This window comes from Pseudomonas fluorescens HK44 (genome assembly GCF_000217955.3).
GTDB lineage: Bacteria > Pseudomonadota > Gammaproteobacteria > Pseudomonadales > Pseudomonadaceae > Aquipseudomonas > Aquipseudomonas fluorescens_AQ.
Genome location: NZ_AFOY02000015.1, coordinates 99,209 through 118,290 on the forward strand (window position 1 = coordinate 99,209; position 19,082 = coordinate 118,290).

The 19,082-nt window shown below is 56.3% G+C and carries 17 protein-coding genes and 3 pseudogenes; 11 read left to right on the forward strand and 9 right to left on the reverse strand.

All coding sequences use genetic code 11. The features are described from left to right. Window positions 1-21: 21 nt before the first annotated feature. The 4 genes and pseudogenes from HK44_RS13205 to HK44_RS13220 all read left to right on the forward strand — a co-directional run. Window positions 22-1,224: a glycosyltransferase family 4 protein gene (locus tag HK44_RS13205; RefSeq protein WP_019691037.1), complete on the forward strand. Its 1,203-nt coding sequence runs from the start codon at window positions 22-24 to the stop codon at window positions 1,222-1,224. Further along, window positions 1,221-2,408 carry a glycosyltransferase family 2 protein gene (locus tag HK44_RS13210; protein ID WP_019691036.1) on the forward strand — a complete coding sequence of 396 codons (1,188 nt, stop codon included), beginning with the start codon at window positions 1,221-1,223 and terminating at the stop codon, window positions 2,406-2,408. Before HK44_RS13205 ends, HK44_RS13210 begins: the two co-directional genes overlap by 4 nt. Continuing rightward, complete coding sequence (locus tag HK44_RS13215) at window positions 2,408-3,160, forward strand: WecB/TagA/CpsF family glycosyltransferase (RefSeq protein WP_019691035.1); 753 nt, start codon at window positions 2,408-2,410, stop codon at window positions 3,158-3,160. The genes HK44_RS13210 and HK44_RS13215 overlap by 1 nt, the downstream gene beginning before the upstream one ends. Then, window positions 3,159-3,290 (forward strand): annotated as a pseudogene (locus HK44_RS13220) (transposase); the annotation flags it as partial. The gene HK44_RS13215 and the pseudogene HK44_RS13220, both read left to right, overlap by 2 nt. A 2-nt stretch (window positions 3,291-3,292) precedes the next feature. On the opposite strand, the gene HK44_RS13225 reads toward HK44_RS13220, so the two are convergent. The 3 genes from HK44_RS13225 to HK44_RS13235 all read right to left on the reverse strand — a co-directional run bounded on the left by HK44_RS13225 (window position 3,293) and on the right by HK44_RS13235 (window position 6,549). After that, complete coding sequence (locus tag HK44_RS13225) at window positions 3,293-3,847, reverse strand: hypothetical protein (RefSeq protein ID WP_019691034.1); 555 nt, start codon at window positions 3,845-3,847, stop codon at window positions 3,293-3,295. 367 nt (window positions 3,848-4,214) lie between these two features. Further along, window positions 4,215-5,321 carry a glycosyltransferase 61 family protein gene (locus HK44_RS13230; protein ID WP_024264913.1) on the reverse strand — a complete coding sequence of 369 codons (1,107 nt, stop codon included), beginning with the start codon at window positions 5,319-5,321 and terminating at the stop codon, window positions 4,215-4,217. Between the two features lie 85 nt (window positions 5,322-5,406). Next, complete coding sequence (locus HK44_RS13235; protein ID WP_019691032.1) at window positions 5,407-6,549, reverse strand: hypothetical protein; 1,143 nt, start codon at window positions 6,547-6,549, stop codon at window positions 5,407-5,409. A 313-nt stretch (window positions 6,550-6,862) separates the two neighbouring features. Between HK44_RS13235 and HK44_RS13240 the strand changes: the two genes are divergently transcribed. Both HK44_RS13240 and HK44_RS13245 read left to right on the forward strand, forming a co-directional pair. Next, entirely contained in the window at window positions 6,863-7,045 is a 183-nt protein-coding gene (locus HK44_RS13240; protein ID WP_019691031.1) for a hypothetical protein, read from the forward strand. Next, window positions 6,994-7,266 (forward strand): annotated as a pseudogene (locus HK44_RS13245) (transposase domain-containing protein); the annotation flags it as partial. The gene HK44_RS13240 and the pseudogene HK44_RS13245, both read left to right, overlap by 52 nt. Window positions 7,267-7,320: 54 nt before the next feature. Here the strand turns inward: HK44_RS13245 and HK44_RS13250 are convergent. The 3 genes and pseudogenes from HK44_RS13250 to HK44_RS13260 form a co-directional block, all read right to left on the reverse strand. Next, window positions 7,321-8,742, reverse strand: coding sequence for an undecaprenyl-phosphate glucose phosphotransferase (locus tag HK44_RS13250; protein ID WP_024264915.1), 1,422 nt, complete (start codon window positions 8,740-8,742; stop codon window positions 7,321-7,323). 34 nt (window positions 8,743-8,776) lie between these two features. After that, complete coding sequence (locus HK44_RS13255) at window positions 8,777-9,094, reverse strand: hypothetical protein (RefSeq protein ID WP_019691028.1); 318 nt, start codon at window positions 9,092-9,094, stop codon at window positions 8,777-8,779. 302 nt (window positions 9,095-9,396) lie between these two features. Further along, window positions 9,397-9,645, reverse strand: a pseudogene (locus HK44_RS13260) (IS3 family transposase); the annotation flags it as partial. Window positions 9,646-9,929: 284 nt separating this feature from the next. On the opposite strand from HK44_RS13260, the gene HK44_RS13265 reads away from it, so the two are divergent. From HK44_RS13265 to HK44_RS13275, 3 genes are read left to right on the forward strand one after another with little or no spacing between them, the layout of a single operon-like run. Then, window positions 9,930-10,598, forward strand: a complete 669-nt coding sequence (locus HK44_RS13265) for an ABC transporter ATP-binding protein (RefSeq protein ID WP_019691026.1) — start codon at window positions 9,930-9,932, stop codon at window positions 10,596-10,598. A gap of 1 nt (window position 10,599) precedes the next feature. Continuing rightward, window positions 10,600-13,077 (forward strand): ABC transporter permease, encoded by a 2,478-nt coding sequence (locus HK44_RS13270; RefSeq protein ID WP_019691025.1) that lies wholly within the window; start codon window positions 10,600-10,602, stop codon window positions 13,075-13,077. Continuing rightward, on the forward strand, window positions 13,067-14,140 hold the full coding sequence (locus HK44_RS13275) for a lipocalin-like domain-containing protein (RefSeq protein WP_019691024.1): 1,074 nt from the start codon (window positions 13,067-13,069) through the stop codon (window positions 14,138-14,140). The genes HK44_RS13270 and HK44_RS13275 overlap by 11 nt, the downstream gene beginning before the upstream one ends. Before the next feature lie 301 nt (window positions 14,141-14,441). On the opposite strand, the gene HK44_RS13280 is transcribed toward HK44_RS13275, so the two are convergent. Further along, window positions 14,442-15,200, reverse strand: coding sequence for an anti-sigma factor family protein (locus HK44_RS13280; RefSeq protein WP_019691023.1), 759 nt, complete (start codon window positions 15,198-15,200; stop codon window positions 14,442-14,444). Further along, the gene (locus tag HK44_RS13285) at window positions 15,193-15,705 is read right to left on the reverse strand and encodes a sigma-70 family RNA polymerase sigma factor (protein WP_019691022.1); all 513 of its coding nucleotides are present in this window, start codon (window positions 15,703-15,705) and stop codon (window positions 15,193-15,195) included. Before HK44_RS13285 ends, HK44_RS13280 begins: the two co-directional genes overlap by 8 nt. Window positions 15,706-15,852: 147 nt before the next feature. On the opposite strand from HK44_RS13285, the gene HK44_RS13290 reads away from it, so the two are divergent. Beyond that, complete coding sequence (locus HK44_RS13290; protein ID WP_019691021.1) at window positions 15,853-16,824, forward strand: metallophosphoesterase family protein; 972 nt, start codon at window positions 15,853-15,855, stop codon at window positions 16,822-16,824. Between the two features lie 13 nt (window positions 16,825-16,837). Continuing rightward, on the forward strand, window positions 16,838-17,158 hold the full coding sequence (locus HK44_RS13295) for a cupredoxin domain-containing protein (RefSeq protein WP_019691020.1): 321 nt from the start codon (window positions 16,838-16,840) through the stop codon (window positions 17,156-17,158). Between the two features lie 481 nt (window positions 17,159-17,639). Here the strand turns inward: HK44_RS13295 and hglS are convergent, their stop codons facing one another. After that, window positions 17,640-19,037, reverse strand: coding sequence for a 2-oxoadipate dioxygenase/decarboxylase HglS (gene hglS / locus HK44_RS13300; protein ID WP_019691019.1), 1,398 nt, complete (start codon window positions 19,035-19,037; stop codon window positions 17,640-17,642). Between the last annotated feature and the right edge of the window lie 45 nt (window positions 19,038-19,082).

Sequence of the window (19,082 nt, forward strand, 5' to 3'; positions counted from 1 at the left end):
ACGACATCTAAGCTGGTTCCTATGCGTATCGCTTATTTGATCAATCAATACCCCAAAGTCAGCCATAGCTTCATTCGTCGCGAGATTTTGGCGTTAGAGCGCCAGGGCTTTGTGGTGCAGCGCATTGCTCTGCGTGGTTGGGATGCCGAGTTGGTGGATGCCGAGGACGTGTCCGAGCGCAGTAAAACTTTCTATGTGCTGCAGGGCGGAGTCAAAGAGCTGTTAGTGCCTGTGCTGCAGGTACTGCGCGCCCAGCCGCGACGCTTTTTTTCGGCGTTGTGGCTGGCGCTACGTATGAGCCGGCATGCCGATCGGCCCTGGCCGTACCATTTGGTCTATTTGTCCGAGGCATGCCGCCTGCTGTTTTGGTTGCAGGCGTTCGGCGCCGAGCATGTGCATGCGCATTTCGGCACTAACTCAACCGAGGTGGTGATGCTGGCCAATGCACTCGGCGGGCCAGCGTACAGTTTTACGGTGCACGGCCCGGAAGAGTTCGACAAACCGCAGTTTATTCATTTGGGCGAGAAAGTTCGGCGCGCGGCTTTTGTCGCGGCTATCAGCTCTTATGGGCGCAGCCAGCTGTTTCGCTGGGTAGCTCATGCGCACTGGGCAAGGGTAAAGGTGGTGCATTGTGGTCTGGAGCGGGCGTTTCACGATGTACCTGCAGTTGCCGTTCCGTCCGTACCGCGGTTGGTCTGCGTGGGTCGCTTGTGTGAGCAGAAGGGCCAACTGTTGTTGCTTGAGGCCGCCCGTATCCTGGCAGCGCAAGCCGTGGTGTTCGAGATAGTACTGGCCGGCGATGGGGAAATACGTGCGCAAATCGAAGCCCTGATTGCACTGCACGGCTTGCAAGCGCAGGTGCGAATCACTGGCTGGATTAGCAGTGAGCAGGTGCGGGCGGAAATTCTTGCGGCGCGGGCCTTGGTGTTGCCGAGCTTCGCCGAGGGCTTGCCGGTGGTAATTATGGAGGCCATGGCCTTGCGCCGGCCAGTACTGACGACCTATGTGGCGGGCATTCCCGAGTTAGTGCGTCAGGGTGAGAACGGTTGGTTGTTTCCCGCTGGAGCTGTGGATGAGTTGGCGGCGGTGCTGGCGGACTGCCTCGCGCAACCCGTCGAGGTGTTGCAGCGGATGGGCGAGGCGGCTTATCAGAGAGTGCTGGAGCGACACGATATCGATACCGAAGCGGCCAAGTTGGCTAATTTGTTTAGGGCGCAAGCATGATCACCTTACTTGATTGGCTGTTCAGCACACTGCTGGTGCTCATAGTCCTGCCGGTGTTAGTGCTGTTTTTGCAGGTGCTGCTGGCCTGCCTGCCTGTGCGGTTGCGCTCGTCGGCGCAAAGATCGCGGCTGCGGGTGGCGGTGTTGGTACCGGCATACAACGAATCCTCGATGATCGTCGCGACGTTAAATACCATTCGGCCGCAGTTGCTAGAGGGCGATCGCTTATTGGTGGTGGCGGACAACTGTTCTGACGACACGGCCGCGCTGGCCCGCACGGCGGGCGCCGAGGTGGTGGAGCGCAGCAATGATCAGCAGTGTGGCAAGGGTTATGCGCTGGACTTTGGGGTGCGTCATTTAGCGAGTGATGCGCCGGACGTCATGATCGTTGTCGATGCCGATTGCCAGGTGGGCGAGGGCTTCATTGAGCGTTTGGCAATGTGTTGCATCGACTCAGGGCGGCCAACGCAGGCACTTAATTTAATGCGTGCTCCAGCAGGTTCCGGGCTAAAAGTGCGGTTTGCCGAGTTTGCCTGGCGTGTGAAGAATCTGGTGCGGCCGCAAGGTTGGGCTTGGCTTGGTTTGCCCTGTCAGTTAATGGGTACGGGAATGGCTTTCGTCTGGCGGGATCTGGCTTTGATCGATTTAGCCAGTGGCCACATCGTCGAAGATTTGAAGATGGGCTTCGATTTCTGCCGCAGCGGTAAGCCGCCTTTGTTTTGCCCCGATGCCCTGGTGACCAGTTATTTTCCGCGCAGTGATGAAGGCTTAAGTATCCAGCGTACGCGCTGGGAGCATGGTCATCTGGGGGTAATCCTTGGTGATGCGCCAAAGTTGTTTGTAGAGTCGATCAGACGGCGTAACTGGAACCTCCTGGCGATGACGCTGGATTTATTGGTCCCTCCGTTGGCCTTATTGACTTTAGCGTTGGGTGCTGTTTTTAGTCTGTCATGGTTGGTGTTTATGCTGTGTGGAACTTTGGCTCCAGCATTAATCGCTTCTGCCGGGGTGGCAATATTGAATGTGACTGTCTTGCTGGCATGGAGCCAATTTGGTCGCGAGATTATATCTTTTTCAGCCTTGTTGTATGCGCCGTTCTACGCGGTGAAAAAAATACCCCTGTATCTAGGCTTTTTGCTTAAGCGCCAAGTTGAGTGGGTGCGTTCGAAGCGAGATGACAATTAATGCGCGCTTTTGCCTGGCAGCACAACTGGCAAACGATTATCCAGAAACTCAGGGTGATCAGTGATCTCGTTGATGAGCAAGGATTGATTGATGCTTTATCCAAGCCTGAGGCGGCGACAGTACTTGGATTCGTCAATGCCTTTGCCATGAACTTGGTGGCGGGCAACACCGATTACTATAACGCGCTGTCCGCTGCTGACGTGTTACTACGGGACGGCTCCGGCATGGCTATCCTGTTTCGCCGACTCGGCTTAGTGCCGGGGCTAAATATGAATGGCACGGATTTTATCCCCAAATTACTGGCCGCGTTCAAGGGCCGGCGCGTGGCTTTTTGGGGCACTGCAGAGCCCTTTCTAGCGAATGCGGTGCAGCGTAGCGAAGCGGCATTTGCGGTCAATGTAGTTTCTGCTCACCATGGTTTTGCTGAGGTGGATGCCTACATCAACCTTGCCCAGCAACTGCAGCCAGAATTGGTTGTGCTGGGCATGGGCATGCCCAGGCAAGAAGCCGTTGCTGCCAGACTAGCTGCCAGCGGCGTGCCATGCCTGATAGTGTGCGGCGGGGCGATCCTGGATTTTCTCGGTGGCAAGGTTGTTCGGGCTCCGCAATGGGTGCGTCGTCTCGGTTGTGAGTGGGTATTCAGGCTGATGATTGAGCCAAAGCGGTTATTCAGTCGCTATGTGGTTGGTAATCCAATGTTCTTGTTGCGCACGCTGATCTGCAGAGATGCGCCTACATTAAGGAAACCCTGAAATACATTACCCGAAGGGTGAAGGCGGCTCGTCCGGCCTCTCCGTTGATGGCGATGCTGCGCGTGCATCTGTTGCAGAACTGGTTCGGTTACAGCGATCCGATCATGGGGAGGCATTGTACGAAAGTACTACCTACACCTTCCGTCGATTGGCAAACACGATAAATCCAAACAGCGCGGAAGAAAATAACCATGCTGCCGCAGGAAGCGGTACCGCACTCCGTTGATTGATATAAGAATTGGCTGTCCCAGCCAGACCTATACCCTGGACATGCCGACCAACCCTGAATTGGCCATTGGCAAGCGCCGCAATTAAACTGTTAAATGAAGAAGCATTGGCGCACGGCCCAAGGAAGCTGACCCACTCACCGAGAGCGTTGACCCTATTGTTAAGCACGCCCTTGGTAGCAATGCTCTGCGTGTCAGAATCACCGGAGAAGTCGGTGTGAAAGCCAATGGCGTTGCCACCTGGAAGAGACGAAGGCACGTCAATGCTGTTTCTAAAAATAAACAGCGCGCCACCCGCGCGCTCTTCGACCAGCATGCCTAGTTGAGGCCCTAAATCCTCGCCAGAGTTGCTCATGCAACTAGATTTATAGACCAAACTGGCCGCCTGAGCACTAGAAACAGTCGCACCATTCAGGAGCATTAATAACAAAACGGATTTAATAAAAAGTGTCAGGTGCATAACATCCCCTCCCTGAGCAGAGGAGTATTCTTTTGTCGGACGAAGGAATCTTTATCAAGTAAAATTGAGCATAGTAGGCACATAGCTGCTACGTCAATAGTACGTCGCCACGATAAATATAAATAGAAAATCAGTGTAATTTCGTCAAAATAACGTCACGGCAAACACGTCAGTCATCAATCAAGCGGACTCTATCCGCATGAAATAGCTTCAGGCTTTTCCGGATGCATGGAGCGCTTACGGAAAACTGACCCTCCCTGCCGATTGAAATTTGACCCAAGGCACGTTGCTGATACCCAAATTGGCGTTTGATCACTCGGAATGGGGGCTCGACCTTGGCACGAGGAGCGTGGTTCAGATCAAGTCTTCATGAAGGGAATAGGTCTAGAGTGCGCTCAACCTCATCAGGGTCGATTGTAAAGCCATCGCCCTCTGGCGTTCCCACCACAAAGCCAAAATTCTGGTGATCGCGATCCGTTAGATACTTGTAATAACAGATGAAACGATTCGGGGGCTGCAGAGCCAGCAGTGAGCCACCAGGCTGAAGTACATTGACACCATGCACGAGATGACTCCCCTCGACCCCCACCACGGTTTTTGCTCCAGCGCAAGTCGCTACGATGGTCGGAACATCGGTTTTCGAAGGGTCGAGAATGCGAAAACCTCTGCGGTTATGCAGACGTTCAGCGAGTTCCATTTCATTGTGTAACAGTCGCAATTCACCGTTGCCGCCTCGCAGAATGAAAACTCCGGGGTGAGAGCTGTACCTTACGTGTGACATTAATTTTTCACCCATCGCGCGAAAGCGTAAATGCCTATTTCGATTTTGACTTAGATCATCGAATATCACGAGTTCACGAAAAAACGCATTGCGCAAACGAACCGGTGTTATGCCAAGCCAGTCCTCATATTCGGGAGCCTGGGGAAATAGAGGAAACCTGGTGGATGGCGCGATCGTCACCGGAACTCCTTCGTCGCATGCTAATGGGTAAGTTGCACAGTCTTCCATCAGCCAGGAGCCAAACCATTTGTTTCCACCTGCTGTACAGTAAATCGCCCCGCGCTCCATCTCGGTTTCCACGGAGATTTTTGGAAGCCAACCAGATCTGGGAGATAAGCAGGATTTTGCGTTGCCCTTGTAGAGTGTTCCATCTATCAGCCATACATCTTTAAGCAGGTGGCCCCGTGTTGGACCATGATTAACGCTGCCTATTCCTTCCATTGTACGACGGGGGTGTTCGTAAGGAAAAAAGCGTTCTTCCTCCCATCCTGTCACACGTTCGAGTTGATTGGGCAGGAAAAAAGCCGGCGGAGAAATTGATGTTTCGCCAGGCGCGATATCCCAGGTTTTCACCGCTGCACTTTGCGGGGTTTCCGCCGGCTTTCGCATAACCCGCGCTCTTACAATATGCCGGTATGCAGCAAGGCTCCATGTTGTTCGGTTGCTGCTCGTTAATACGCGTAATTCCGACATATCATGTTCACTCTCATCCGCCTCTACAAAAAACAGTAAATGGCGCAAGCGCCTAAACTGCATTTTTTTAACATCAGAAAGCTGCTCAGGTAGATATAATCCTCTCCACAATGGGCGGGGACTTCAAATGAGCATAACGACTACGTAACCTGTCGAGAAGAAGTTCGCTTGGGCTCTTGGCACAGTAGAGATAAATTTTGTATAGCCCGCCAAACCCCATGTTAATATAGCGAGTCGCCACTTCCTCATCGTTTTTCCCGTCCGGCAAGCCAAGATGAAGTGTCAGTTTTTTTTCCTCGACAGCAAATAACGGTGTATTCCAAAGGAGTTGGGCTGCACCCACCTTGGGTAGTCGGACAAACATATAAGCGTGGTTACCCAGCGTATCAACATCACCGCCACGTCTTCTTTTCCATTCGAGAAGTCCATCGTCTGGACGGGCCAGGCAAGTACCGATGTCATAATAGTCAAAGCCATTGTTTATTGCCCACTCAAGCTCCATAAATGTAGTGATCGAGTTGACTTCATTCAGCCTTTTGGCATCTGAAAAAACCGCCTCAGGATAGCCAGCACGTATCATGCTCCAGTAGCGCTTTCCGGCCCGAGTAATTACGCACGCAAGTTGGCATGCAACAATGTCGTCTTCCAATAGTATTAGATCGAGCCGGCCGACAGTCTTTGCTATCCTTAACACTTCATGTGGGGCAATTTGCGAGGCGGCAGTGCCATGCCTTGCGATGGCATAGGGTTGAAGCATTTCCCTGTCGGCTCTTTCAATTTCGTCATCCGTCAGCGCCTGCTTCATTCGGTAGCGCGACTGGTTCTTGCGTATGTTTCGACGTAACTTACTATCGTATCCCGCCGTAATATCGTCAATGGAGCGACCCAGCGGCACGATAGCACTCAGAAAGTGAGGCACATACAACGCGCCCAAGGTTGGCATTTCACTGACCAGAACCGTACGGTTCGATTTATCCGATTCCGATTTGCTGTCGGCCACAGGAGACTCCACCCCCATGAGAACCTTGGCCATCTCCCGCTGTGCTCTCCTTCCAACATAGAGGATGTCGTAAGGACTGTCTTTGCGCAGCTTGAATCTGACAATTTCCCAGCGCCAGAAACAGGCTCGCCCAAGTATGTCTCGCAGCCAGGCTGCAGTTTTTCTTAGCTCAAATCGTATTGAGGGAGATATGAGTTTTCGGATCGGCACCGCTAAATACGCTTTCATTTCCGGCACTCTTTTTAACTTGCCTTTTGGTTAAGCCAGAAAAAATATCAATTGGTAAATTCAAGCAATACTTCCAGTTTTTATGTGGAAGGCTCATTCAGCGGGGAAATATTCAGTAATATCCTCGACTCTAGAAGTATTAAAGATGCGAGGTAGACGTTTTGCAAGGGAGCCGCTGCAAAAATAGCCAACTGCTTCAGTTCTTGGCCCACTGAAGCTCCTCTCGGTCGTAACCGCGCCATGAGCCCCACATTCAAAACCGGCAATTGATCCCCGATGCTGTGCTCCCATCTCTCTCTGGAGCCAGCCCGTCATGATGCGTCTCGACGCTAAAGTCGAAAAAGTCTGTCTCTACCCCAAGCCCGTAGCCTTCCGAAAATCCCTTGAAGGCCTCGCAGCCTTGGTCGAACTGGATATCAAGGTGGCGGTATTCGGCCCGGTACTATCGAGGCTGGCATTCTGCCCATTGATAACAATAGGGCCGAGCGAGCGGTAAAGCCCTTTGTGATCGGTCGTAAAAACCGGATGTTCAGCGACACGCCCAAGGGTGCCACTGCCAGCGCGCAAATTTACAGCCTGGTCGAAACTGCCAAAGCCAACGGCCAGGAGCCCTATACGTGGCTGCGCCACATACTTGAACGCCTGCCACAAGCTACTTCGGTAGAAGACTTCGAAGCCTTGCTGCCGTGGAACTGTTCCCCAACGATCTCGTGCTAAATGCCCACATCGGTTTTTTGCCATGTGTGGTTTATGGGTCGCTTACAAGACTGGCTAATAGGCTCGCTTGCCGGTGAAGGCAAACAGAGTTCGCAGAAGAATGACGAAATCGAGCCAGAGCGACCAGTTGTTGATGTACTCAATGTCAGACTCAACACGCTGAATCATCTGCTCTATATCTCTCGTTTCACCGCGAAAGCCACGCACCTGAGCCAGGCCTGTGATGCCTGGCTTGATATTGTGACGCGCAAAGTAGTCTGCGATGCCATGCGAGTACTGCGCATCATGCTGAATAGCATGCGGGCGAGGCCCCACCAGGGACATTTCCCCCATCAAAACGTTGAACAACTGTGGTAGCTCATCCAGGCTAGTTCGCCGAATAAAGGCTCCAACCCTGGTCATGCGCGGGTCATTCTTTTCTGCCTGCTTGACGATGCCGTCTTCCAGCTGATGGACGACCATGCTTCTGAACTTCCAGATACGAAAAACTCCACTCCACCCCATGCGCTCCTGTCGAAAGAACACCGGTCCAGGGCTATCGATCTTGATGGCAATCGCTATAGCCACCAGCAATGGAGCCGCAAGAAGCAAGATGAGAAAAGCCAAGACTTTGTCCTCAATATTCTTCAGAAATAGACGCATCCCCATCAGCGGAGTTTCAGACAAAGTCAGCACGGGAATACCGGCAATTTCACGAACGCTGTGATTGATCAAGCGCAGTGAAAAAATGTCAGGCACCCAATTAATAGCAATGTGCTTATCAAGCAGCTTTAAGTAAACATCCTTAATGACCTCCGAGCCATCCAGAGGTGTAACGAAATATACGGTACGAATGGAATGTCGCACGATTAACTCATCAAGGTCGGAGATATTACCCAGTATCGACAAACGTTGCGTGCTTTCTGAGCCCTCCTTCCCCCGATCATCGCCCGCCCCAATCAACACACAACCGACCACCCGTTCACCCAGCCAGGGATTATTGCTTATTTTCTGGTGAAGGAAGCTCGCCAGCTCCCCCGAGCCAATAATAAGAGCGGCTTCCAAATGATCCGGGTGGGTCAAGAGTTTCTTCTGCACTTCGAGTATCGCCAGGTGCAAAAGCAACTGAGCGAAATATCCAACAATAAATAACTGCGCAACCAATAAACGCGAGTACTGTTCACTTTGTTTGGTAAGAAAGGCCATGACAACGAGAAAGCCAAAAGCGGCAAGCCACGCCTTTAAAAGCTTAAATGCTTTGACGGTAAATCCAACATTGCTTCGGTAAATAGCATAATGGTCGTACACGACGGCCAACGCCCCAAGCAGCAACAGGAGCATGATGACATAAGCCTGCGTTATAAAGCCGATATGATAATCGATCAAATACCATGCGACACCGATCACAGCAACAAAATCGAGACCGGCCTGAATGGCGTTACTGGTACTGCTTCGTCGCTGGAGTATGGAGCGGCTACTGCTGGGTTCGAATATCATCATTAGACCTCATTAAATTGAGAATCCAAAACGCTTATCTATCAAACAATAAAAAGGCAATGAAAATATAATTATTAATTAACTTATCAGCGTTGAATGATCCATCAGCGGTGCACCGCAGCTTCGATGATTCGCACCACATTGACAGCTCTCCTAGTGCCAGAGCCTTGAGCAAGTCGCCCTGAACCATCAGCGCCAGACCCTTCTCGTAATACTTGCTGGCCTTCTCAGCCGGCGAGAGCAGGCCGCCAAGCCAATAGAACAGACTGCAAGGAGCGCGACCCAGGCGTCTTTGCCAACTTTGCTCAAATACATCTTCATCGAATTCACCCCCTTGGAGGTCAATGCGCAATATGAGCCGCCGGCCGTGGCACAGCCAATCTCATAAAATCTTGTAAGCGCTTATCTGCAGCAGTAGGCGCTTCGCAGGCTCTCCACATTCGTCTTGCCACGACGGTAATCCGCGATCACATAATCAGCCAGCCCTGGACTCACTTCGGCCTGGACGTCCAATCGACTCTCACTAGCACGCCACTCATCCAGGAGATCCTCCCTGATCGATCAGTCATTTCTAGTCACACTTCACAGCGCACACTAGGCGCCCCCAAGACTGGTAGCGCCAATCCGGCTCTGCCTTTTACTCGACGTGTGTTATCACTGTAGCAGCACTATGCAATCAGCCACTGAATCGCCCCGGATTTTCCAGACACTTTCCAAGCTCAATAAACGTCGCTTTTCAAACTCTACCGGGGATAGCTGGTTGCTGAACCCGTGCCGGCGTTTTGGGTTGTAAAACATCTCGATGGAATCGAACACATCACCGCGAGCACCCTGCCGGGTGTCGTAGATCTTCCGCTTAATCCGCTCCCGTTTCAGCAGCTGAAAGAAGCTTTCTGCTATGGCGGGGCGCTTTAATGCGCGGTTTGGGGGCGAAGCCTGCATGGCGTCATATTGACCTCAAGACCATCGTGACACCCGACCAGGCGCCATCGGCCGTTGCCGCCGGCATTCCGTAGGAGCTGGGGGGAACACCAGCGCATACGAGCTGCCGAAGGCTGCGATCTTTCCGGGGGCCATCGGAACGTCAAAAGATCGCAGGCTGCACCAACTCCTGCGCGAAGGGGAGACTTGGGCGTTCAATCCTGTCCGCTATCCTTGATCTCATCTTTTGTTTAACGAGCGTTCCCATGCTTGAAGTGCACGGCGTGTTCAAAAGCTATGCCACTGCGCAAGGTCCGTTGGCGGTGTTGCAAGGTGTCGACTTGCACCTGGCGCAAGGCAGCAGCCTGGCGCTGATGGGTGAGTCGGGCAGTGGCAAGAGCACCTTGTTGCACTTGATTGCCGGGCTCGACAAGATCGATCGCGGCAGCATCCGCATGGGCGATCAGCGCCTCGAGCAGATGAACGAAGGGCAACTGGCAAATTGGCGGCGCACTGAAATCGGCCTGGTGTTCCAGCAGTACAACCTGATTGGCAGCCTGCGGGTCGAGGACAATCTGGCATTTCAGGCACGCTTGGCCGGGCGTCATGACCTGCGTTGGCAGGCGCACTTGGTGGCGCGGCTGGGGCTGGGGGATTTACTCCAACGTTATCCGGAGCAGTTGTCCGGTGGCCAGCAGCAACGGGTTGCTCTGGGGCGGGCACTGGCGTCGCGTCCGCGTCTGCTGTTGGCCGATGAGCCGACCGGCAGTCTCGATGAACACACCAGCGACGAGGTACTCGACTTGCTGCTGGAACTGCTCGATGACAGCCCCAGCAGTTTGTTGATGGTCACTCACAGTCCACGGGTCGCCGCACGGCTGGCCGAAAAAGTGCTGTTGCACGGTGGACGTCTGGTCGACGCAGGCCAGCGCTGATATGGACGTTTTGCGCGAAACCTTGCGAGCGCTGCTCAGTCATTGGCGACAGCATCCGGTGCAGTTTTTCAGTGTGCTGACCGGGCTCTGGCTGGCCACCGGCCTGCTGACCGGGGTGCAGGCGCTGAACAGTCAGGCGCGAGAAAGTTACGCTCGCGCCAGTCAGTTGATTGGCGGTGAACCCCAGGCCAGCCTCAGTGCGCCGAATGGCGCGACCTTCTCTCAGGCGTTGTTCGTCAACCTGCGCCGGGCGGGTTGGCCGGTGTCACCGGTGTTGCAGGCGCGACTTCAACTCAAGGGGCATGAAGACCTGCGTTTACAACTGATGGGCATCGAACCGTTGTCGTTACCCAGCGCTTCGGCGCTGGCCGGACAACACCTCGACATGGCACAGATGGTCGATTTTGTCGGCCCGCCGGGCCGTACCTGGATTGCCCCGTCAACCTTGCAGGCGCTCGGTTTGCGTGAGGGCGACCAACCGCAAGGCCTCAACGGGCAGACCTTGCCGCCGTTGCACAGCCAGGTCGACATGGCTCCCGGCGTGCTGCTGGTGGACATCGGAGTTGCCCAGCAGGTGCTGGGTTTGCCGGCACAGGTGTCGCGACTGTTGTTGCCCAGGGATTTCGCTGCCACCGAGCCTCAGTTGTCCACCGAATTGACGGGGCAGTTGCAGCTCAAGCGCAGCGGCGAGGAAAACAATCTGGCACGGCTCACCGAAAGCTTTCACTTGAACCTCGACGCGCTGGGTTTTTTGTCGTTCGTGGTCGGCTTGTTCATCGTTCACGCCGCCATCGGCCTGGCGCTGGAGCAACGTCGCGGGTTGTTCAGAACTCTGCGCGCCTGTGGCGTCAGTGTGCGGAGGCTGATCTTCTGCCTGAGTCTTGAGTTGGGTGGATTGGCACTGCTCGGCGGGATGGCCGGGGTGGTCAGCGGTTACCTGTTGGCCAGCCTGCTGTTGCCGGACGTTGCTGCCAGCTTGCGTGGTTTGTATGGCGCCGAAGTGGCGGGGCAGTTGAGCCTCAGCCCATTGTGGTGGTTCAGCGGGCTTGGCGTAAGCCTGCTCGGCGCACTGCTGGCCGGCGCCAACAGTTTGCTGCGGGCGGCGCAACTGCCGTTGCTGGCGTTGGCCAACCCGCAAGCCTGGCATCAGGCTCACGCGCGCTGGTTGCGGCGTCAGGGTTGGGTGGCGGCAGTCGCTGCGGCGATCGGCCTGACTGCGTTGCTGTGGGGTGACAGCCTGGCCAGCGGTTTTGTGCTGATGGCTGCGTTGTTGATCGGTGCCGCATTGAGTTTGCCGGTGCTGCTCGACGCTGTATTGAATCGGCTCGTGCGGCGCAGCCGGTCGGTGCTGGGGCAATGGTTTCTCGCCGATTGCCGTCAGCAGCTGCCGGCCCTGAGCCTGGCCTTGATGGCGCTGCTGTTGGCGCTGGCGGCCAACATCGGTGCCGGCAGCATGACAGCCGGTTTTCGCCAGACGTTCGGTGATTGGCTGGAGCAACGGTTGACCGCCGAGCTATACGTCAACCCGCAGAACCCGGCGCAAGCCACAGAACTGCAGCAGTGGCTACCGGAACAAAAGCTCAACGCGATGTTGCCGAGCTGGCAGGTTGCAGTGTCGTTGCAGGGCTGGCCGGCGGACCTTTACGGAGTGATCGACCATCCGACCTATCGCGAGCATTGGCCGTTACTTGAAGCACTGGGCGAGCGTCCCTGGGATCAGTTGGTGGCGCACGACACCGTGATGCTCAGCGAACAACTGGCCCGTCGACTCAAACTACGACTCGGCGACCACCTGAGCATTCCCACGCCACAAGGCACGTGGTCACCACAACTGATCGGGATCTATGCCGACTACGGCAACCCCAAGGGGCACTTGCTGGTCAACGCCGAACACCTGTTGCGTTACTGGCCGCAACTGACGCCGAGTCGCTTCAACCTGCGTGTCGAGCCAGCACAAATCCCGGCGCTGCTGACGGCGCTGCAATCGCGCTTTGCCCTGGACGACAGCCGCATCGTTGATCAAGCGCGGCTCAAGGGCTGGTCGACGCAGGTGTTCGAACGGACCTTCGCTGCGACGGCGGCGCTCAACAGCCTGACCCTTGGCGTGGCCGGTGTGGCGCTGTTCATCAGCTTGCTGACCCAGAGTCAGAGCCGGCTCGGACAACTGGCGCCGTTGTGGGCGCTGGGCGTGACGCGGCGACAGTTGATGGTGCTCAACCTTGGGCAGACCTGGTTGCTCGCTCTGCTGACATTGGTGGTAGCGTTGCCCTTGGGGTTGGCGCTGGCCTGGTGCTTGGACACGGTGATCAACGTTCAGGCGTTTGGCTGGCGTCTGCCGTTGCGAGTGTTCCCGCTGCAACTCATGGAATTGATGGGGCTGGCGATGTTGGCGACGTTACTGGCCTCGGCCTGGCCATTGTTCAAGCTCTATCGCACGCAACCGGCGGACCTGCTGAGGAGCTTTGCCCATGAGGATTAACCAGGCCGTCGGCGTGCTGTTACTGTTATTGGCCGGCTGTGATGACTCATCGACGCACAACGAAAGTTTCGCCGGGCTGGGCAGTGAAGCGGCGGCGTTCAAGCAAGTGACGCCGGGCCGGGTATTCAGCTTCCCGGCCGATCACGGTGCCCATGACGGTTATCGCGTCGAGTGGTGGTATATCACCGCCAACCTCAAGGATGGACAGGGCCGGGAATTCGGCGTGCAGTGGACGCTGTTTCGCAATGCGCTGAAGGCCGGGCCCGAGCAGCCGGGCTGGGCCAGCCAGATCATCTGGCTCGGTCATGCGGCGGTGACGTCGGCGACCGTTCACCACGCCGCCGAGCGTTATGCTCGCGGTGGCGTCGGCCAGGCCGGGGTTCAGAGCGTACCGTTTGCGGCGTGGATCGATGACTGGCGCCTGAGCACTCAAACCGACACCGCGAACCCTTTGGCCGAAATGCAGATGCAGGCCAGCGGCAAGGGCTTCAACTATCGGCTGCGACTCACTGCCAGTCGGCCGTTGGTGCTGCAAGGCGAGCAGGGTTTCAGTCAAAAATCCGAACAGGGCCAGGCGTCGTACTACTACAGCCAGCCGTTCTTCCAGGCCAGCGGCAACCTGGAAATCGACGGCACAACGTATCAGGTCAGTGGACCGGCGTGGCTCGATCGTGAGTGGAGCAGCCAGCCGCTGACGGCGAACCAGACCGGTTGGGACTGGTTTTCCCTGCACCTGGACAGTGGCGCGCAGTTGATGGTGTTTCGGGTGCGGCAGAAGGAAGGGGCGGCGTACCTGACCGGCACCTGGATCAACCCGGACGGCAGCACGCTGCGACTGTCGCGAGACGACATCAGCCTCACGCCGTTGGAGTCTTCCAAGGTGGCCGGCCGGAGTTTGCCGACACGCTGGTCAATCAAGGTTCCGGGCAAAGGCCTGGACATCACCAGCAGCGCGTTGAACCCCCGGGCCTGGATGGATTTGCGCATTCCCTACTGGGAGGGGCCGGTGCAGTTGAGCGGCAGCCATGCCGGCAACGGGTATCTGGAAATGACCGGGTACTGATCCAGGGCGTCGCCCGGTATCTTTGCGCTTTTGCTCAGGGACGCAATTCTGATCGGACTGGTTCGTTTTTTTTCGTTACAAACAATTTGGCGGAAACAGGGTGTCCAGATTAGTTCAGAATTTTTCAACGGACAGAACGTTTGCGTTGCATTAAAATTCCCCCGTTCGCCCAGTGTCGGGGCTCTTTACCGGTGCATGGATTGCCAGGCCATAACACTGGGCGAACACCTTTCTTCAGGTGCGATAAACAACATGTCATGACGCGCCTCATCGCTCCGATAGCCTTCAAGTAACACTCTCGTTAAAAAGCACCCTGTTCAAGCAACTGGCTGAAGACTTCCAGTTCGGTTTTTTCCAGATCGGATATCACGATAAAACGCATGTGATTGTGTTGCCACGCGACCGCGTTGTAGCCGCGGATGGACTGGCTTTTACGGGGCTGATCGGTTTCTGTCGTCGGCACGATGAACACGTTGATGATGTGCTTCGCTCGCCCGTAAGACAGCGCAGCGGTCGTATGATGTTGCAGATAATCCAGGCGCCCGCCGAGTAACGGGAAACCCTGTGCCGAGAAGTCGGACACCGGTGGCGAGAAATCCAGCTTGCCGGTAAACCAGGGTTTGACCGTGTGCCGGTCGGAGGATACGACATCGTTCAGGTGCTCAGCCATCAGCGAGCGCACATGGCTGGACACTGCTTCCTCCAGCCAGGGTTGCTCAGGCGAAGGCGTGGCCACATACAACACCAGGGCCATGGCCAGCGCGACCGCGGAAAACGCCGGCGCCAACCACTTTCGCGAGACGTCTCTCAAGGCTTGCCAGGGAGAGGTCGGCGACGGGAGATTGATGAAGACTTGTTGAATCAGCGCATTGGGCGCCGCGTAATAGGGCGCATGGGCCTTGACGCTGGTGATCAGCCGTTGCATTTCGTCATGCGCGCGTTGGCAGTCGGCGCAGTGCGACAGGTGCCCGGCAACGTTCGCAGTGGTCGTGGCATCCAGTTCATGGTCCAGGTAGCCATGAATCAATTCGTGGCAGACCGTGCAGTTGATCTCATTCATGGCCTTGCAACTTCAGTAGTTCCAGCTTGAGCATGGTGCGAGCCCGGGCCAGTCTCGACATGACGGTTCCCAGAGGTATGTCGACCACCTTCGCGATGTCCTTGTAAGGCATGTCCTCCAATTCCTTGAGGACGATCATTTCGCGATAGGCCGGGGGCAGGGCGCGCAGTGCCTGTTGAACCCGTGCGGCGTCTTCGGCCTGCATGGCGAGCAGTTCCGGTGTCTGGCTGTGGCTCAGGGCAACGTTGTCTTGCGAGATTTCATCGCCGATAGCGACCCAACGATGGCTGGCCGAGCCCTTTAGCCAGTTGTAACTCTCGTTGCGTACGATCGTCAGGAACCAGGCCTTGGCATTGCCATCGGCAAAGCGATGCAAAAATTTAAACGCCTTGAACGCACTTTCCTGCACCACATCATGTGCCGCGCTGTCACTGCCGGTGAGCCAGCGCGCGAGGTTGTAAGCGGCATCCATATGCGGTGCAAGCAGCTCCTCAAATCGCTTCATAGTGCCCCAGCCTTTGCCCCCTATAACCCGGATTCGCTGCGTTTTATTCCCCGGAATGAAAAATATTTTTTTCCGGGAATAAAAACCCGACCGGCTCGGTTGTACATCTGTCAGTTCATCAATGTAGACCGCTACGAGGGCGTTCCCATGAACATTCGTTCGGCAACCCATGAAAAACGTACAGACGGCCCCCTGGACCCCGACCGCAGACACCTGCTCAAGTGCTCGGCATGGGCGGGTGCCGGTGTCATCTGGGCATTGAGCGGCGGCATTCCGCGAGCGTTCGCCCTGGGCGAAGATGGCCAGGTGAAGGACCCGAAAGCGCTGGCCAGCACCTTCCACTTCGTACAAATCAGCGACTCGCACATCGGTTTCAACAAGGAAGCCAATCCCGAACCGCTGAAGACCTTGCAGGTGGCCATCGACAAAGTTATCGCGCTGCCGAAAAGGCCTTCGCTGATCCTTCACACAGGCGACATCACCCACCTCTCCAAACCGGAGGAGTTCGACGCCGCCGCGCATTTGCTCAAAGGCCTGCCTTCAACCGTGCACTACATTCCGGGCGAGCACGACACCCTCGATGAGGGCGGCGGCAAGCTCTACCTCGAGCGCTATGGCAAAGGCACCAAAGGCAACGGCTGGTATAGCTTCGACGACCACGGCGTGCACTTCATCGCGCTGGTCAACGTCTTCAACTTCCAGGCGGGCCACGAGGCGACGCTCGGTGCCGAGCAACTGGCCTGGCTGCAGGATGATTTAAAGGCGGTGAGCACCAGCACCCCGGTTGTGGTGTTCACCCACATTCCATTGTGGACGATCTATCAGCCATGGGGCTGGGGCACCGAAGACGGCGATCAGGCCATCGCCATGCTGCGCAAATACGGTTCGGTGACGGTGCTCAATGGCCACATTCACCAGGTTATCCAGAAGGTCGAGGGCAACATCACCTTCCACACCGCACGCGGCACGGCTTACCCGCAACCCGCACCCGGTGTTGGGCCAGCACCAGGACCGATGACCGTGGCAGCCGATCAACTGCGCAACTACCTGGGGATTACCGAGGTCAAGGCGACGCAGGGCGATCATCCGTTGGCACTGATCGATTCAACACTCGTTTAGGGGAGGCGCTGACATGAAGCATTTACTGCGGGTTCTGGCCTTGGGTTGGCTGATGGTGTCGATTCCGGCGTGGGCGGAAGGGACCAAAATCGATATCAAAGAGTTCATGTTTGCTCCCAAGGACGTGACGGTAGCGGTGGGCACCAAGGTGACTTGGGTCAACGACGATCAAACAATCCATACGATAATGGAAACCCACAAGGTGTTCCATTCACCGGCGCTCGACACCAACGACCAGTTTTCCTATCAGTTCAATACGCCGGGGACCTATGAATACTACTGCACGCTGCACCCGCAGATGATTGGGAAGATCATTGTCAGTGGGGCGAAGTGAGGGGAGGGGCGTTGCAACTCAGTGAAAGAAATGGGCGATCCAGAGGTTAATGCCCGACAGTTAAGCGAACACAAGGTTCGAAATAGCAAAGATCAAATGTGGGAGCGAGCCTGCTCGCGATGACGGTTTTACATTCGGCATCAATGTTTACTGTCACACCGCTATCGCGAGCAGGCTCGCTCCCACACGAGGCGTGCTTCGTTTTACAGAATGCATTTCCTTGGCTGACCGTTATTAAACCCAAGGTCGCCATCACCCACACGCAGAACCTGTGGCGAGGGGGCTTGCCCCCGCTGGGTTGCGAAGCGGCCCTGAAATCGGTGATCGCATTGCATCGGGAAAAATACATCCGTCGGTTTTACGACTGCTTCGCCCGAACGCGGACCGGCCGGCGGGGGCAAGCCCCCTCGCCACAAATGCCCACCAGCCCCAAGATTTACATTAACTGACGGGCATTTTTCTACGACGATCCGCCGACGTATCAGCTCAGCGGCGGCACATTAAGCGCGTCGCAGCACTCCTCAATCGACCTCCGCTGCGTATCGGCATACAGCGCCAGTTCATCAATAGTCGACCGCCCCAATGCTTGTTCAAACGCCTGCCGGTTGGAGTGTTCGCCGTAGTGGGTTTGCGCGGCGTCACCGAGGTTCGACTGGAAAATCCCCGCTGCGCTGACCGGCAGAAAATCTTCGTACACCAGCGGCTCCGCGCGGATGTACTCAGCCTTGATCAAGCCTTGCAAAGACGCTAACGCCAATTCATCGCTATCGGCCGCCAGGCCTTTTTCAGTGACGAAGTAGCGGAAGTAGGCCAGGCCTTGCTCGCGCATTTCGCTGTAGCTGTCCGGGAAGGCCTTGAAATGCTCTTCCATCAGGCTGTTGTAGCGCGCCGCGTTGGCTTCGTTGGGGAAGTCCTTGAGTTCATCGCGAGCGGCGTTGAGCAGGCGGTCGTAGAGCGCGCGACCTTCAGGTGTCAGCGCGGCACCGCGTTGTTCGATTTCACCGAAGCGGGCGCTGTGGCTGCCGTGAGCCTGCTGTTGATCGGTGAAGGCAATGGGTTCATCCAGCGCTTTGAAACTGGTCTGGCGCAGCAGGATCGGGCACTGACGGCGTGGTGGACCTTCGATTACCGCTTTGGGGGTGATGCCGTGTTCGGGCATTTTGGCCTGCACGATGTCGATGTCCAGCGTGCGCGGCGTCAGGTGGTTGATGTGCGGGCCTTTGAAGGCGACCACGTCGGCGATCAATCGATGCTGGGCGCTGAGTTGCTGGTAGTGCGCGGCGGTGACGGTGGCGCGGTGGTGCCAGCGGAAGGTTTCCAGGGCCTGTTCGACGAAGTCCCAGGCTTGCTGTTCGTCGAGTCCGCCGTGTTGTTCGGCCTGCTCGATCAGTGCCAGCGCCTGCGCGGTGAAAATCGAACGCTTGGCCAGCACCGATTCGGCAAACGCGCGCAGCTCGGGGTTTTCGATCAGCTCCAGGCGCAGCAGCGAGGTGAACACGCGGAACGGGCTGACCTGCAACGAGCTTTCATGCACGGCGCGGAACGCCGTGGAATGCACCGGCACTCCGGCCGGCGTCAGATCGTAATAGCCGACCGGTTGCATGCCCATCACCGCGAACAAGCGGCAGAGGGTCGCCAGCTCTTGCGCAGTGCCGACGCGGATCGCCCCGTGGCGTTCCAGGTCCAGGCGCTCGATTTCGCCTGTGCTGCGTAACTGCCGGGCAATCGCCGGATCGCTGTCGAGCACCTGGGCGTTGGTCTGCGCCACCAGTTCCATCAAGGCGCCGTACAACGGCACTTCTTCGCGGTACATGTCTGACATCGCCCGCGAGAAGCGTTGGCGGATCAGGTCTGGGCTGACGACGTTGTGGTTGCTCATAAACACGAATCCCGGCGCAGTGACAGTGGAGTAGGCCGATTCTGT